Origin of the sequence: Labrenzia sp. OB1 (assembly GCF_001624695.1) — a bacterium.
Classification (GTDB): Bacteria; Pseudomonadota; Alphaproteobacteria; order Rhizobiales; family Stappiaceae; genus Roseibium.
Genome location: NZ_JSEP01000086.1, coordinates 1 through 1,019 on the forward strand (window position 1 = coordinate 1; position 1,019 = coordinate 1,019).

The window sequence follows — 1,019 nt, forward strand, 5'->3', positions numbered from 1 at the left end:
GTGCTTGGCGGGGCGATTTGAACCGCCCCATGATCTTCTCTCGCTTCCTGGTCTGGCGGTGTGCGTTTTCAATTCTGTTATTCAGGCCCTTGTGGGCTCGATGATCAGCATCCGGGGCCAGATTTTGTATCGGCTTTATGTAGCTGCGCAGCTTGTCCGTCACGACGACACGCGGTTCACCGAATTGATTGACCAGTCTGGAGAAAAACCGATTGGCAGCCTTGGTRTTGCGGCGAGCTTGAACCAGAATGTCGAGTACGTCACCATCGGCGTCAATGGCCCGCCAGAGCCAGWATTTCACGCCACCCATGACGATCACGGCCTCGTCCAGATGCCATTTGGTGTTTGGTTTTGGTCGGTCCCGGCGAATGCAGCGCGCGAAATGCCCACCAAACCGGATCACCCATTTGCGGATGGTTTCCCGGCTGACACCAATACCCCGCTCCGCAAGAAGGTCTTCAACATCTGCCGTGCTCAACGCAAAGCGATGGTAAGCCCAAACCGCATAGGAGATTATCGATCTGGGAAAACGGAAGCCCTTAAGGCGAGGTAAATCGAGACCCGTGAACATCAGAGCGATCTACCAAACCCAAGCACCATCAACAAGTTGGCAATGCCCATTCATTTTATCAGCGTAGCACACGGTTTAGTTGATGGTTCATGCCGAGCTTCGGCTTGTCGCCAGGCACTCTCAGTTGGCGTGTCGCAAAGTTTTTTTGACTTAGAGTCCGATTCAAAAGTTCATGAGACAAGACAATAGGTTGCGAGCCTGCGTGTCATGACCCTGATACTAGCGATGTTGATCCATGCGGTGGAACTTTCGATTGACGCCTCCCAGTCCTTTGCCAACCGGCGGCATCTGCCCAGCCATGCGAAAGTGCGCTCCACCACCCATCTGCGGGGCAGGAGTTCGAAGCCTTCAGCAGCATCGGAGCGTTTGATGATCTCTATCGTCCAGTTGCCGTTGCCCACCAGGGCGGCGCGCAGCTTTTCACCGGCATAGCCGCCATCGGCGAAGA

Annotated in this window: 2 protein-coding genes; both read right to left on the reverse strand. The window is 55.0% G+C overall.

Translation table 11 applies throughout. The annotated features are described in order from the left end of the window. Positions 1-571 (reverse strand): IS6 family transposase (locus OA90_RS27810; protein WP_068420270.1); only part of this gene is annotated, 571 nt, incomplete at its 3' end. Between the two features lie 170 nt (positions 572-741). Then, the coding region (locus OA90_RS27815; protein WP_156510508.1) for a transposase at positions 742-1,019 on the reverse strand (278 nt) is incomplete at its 5' end.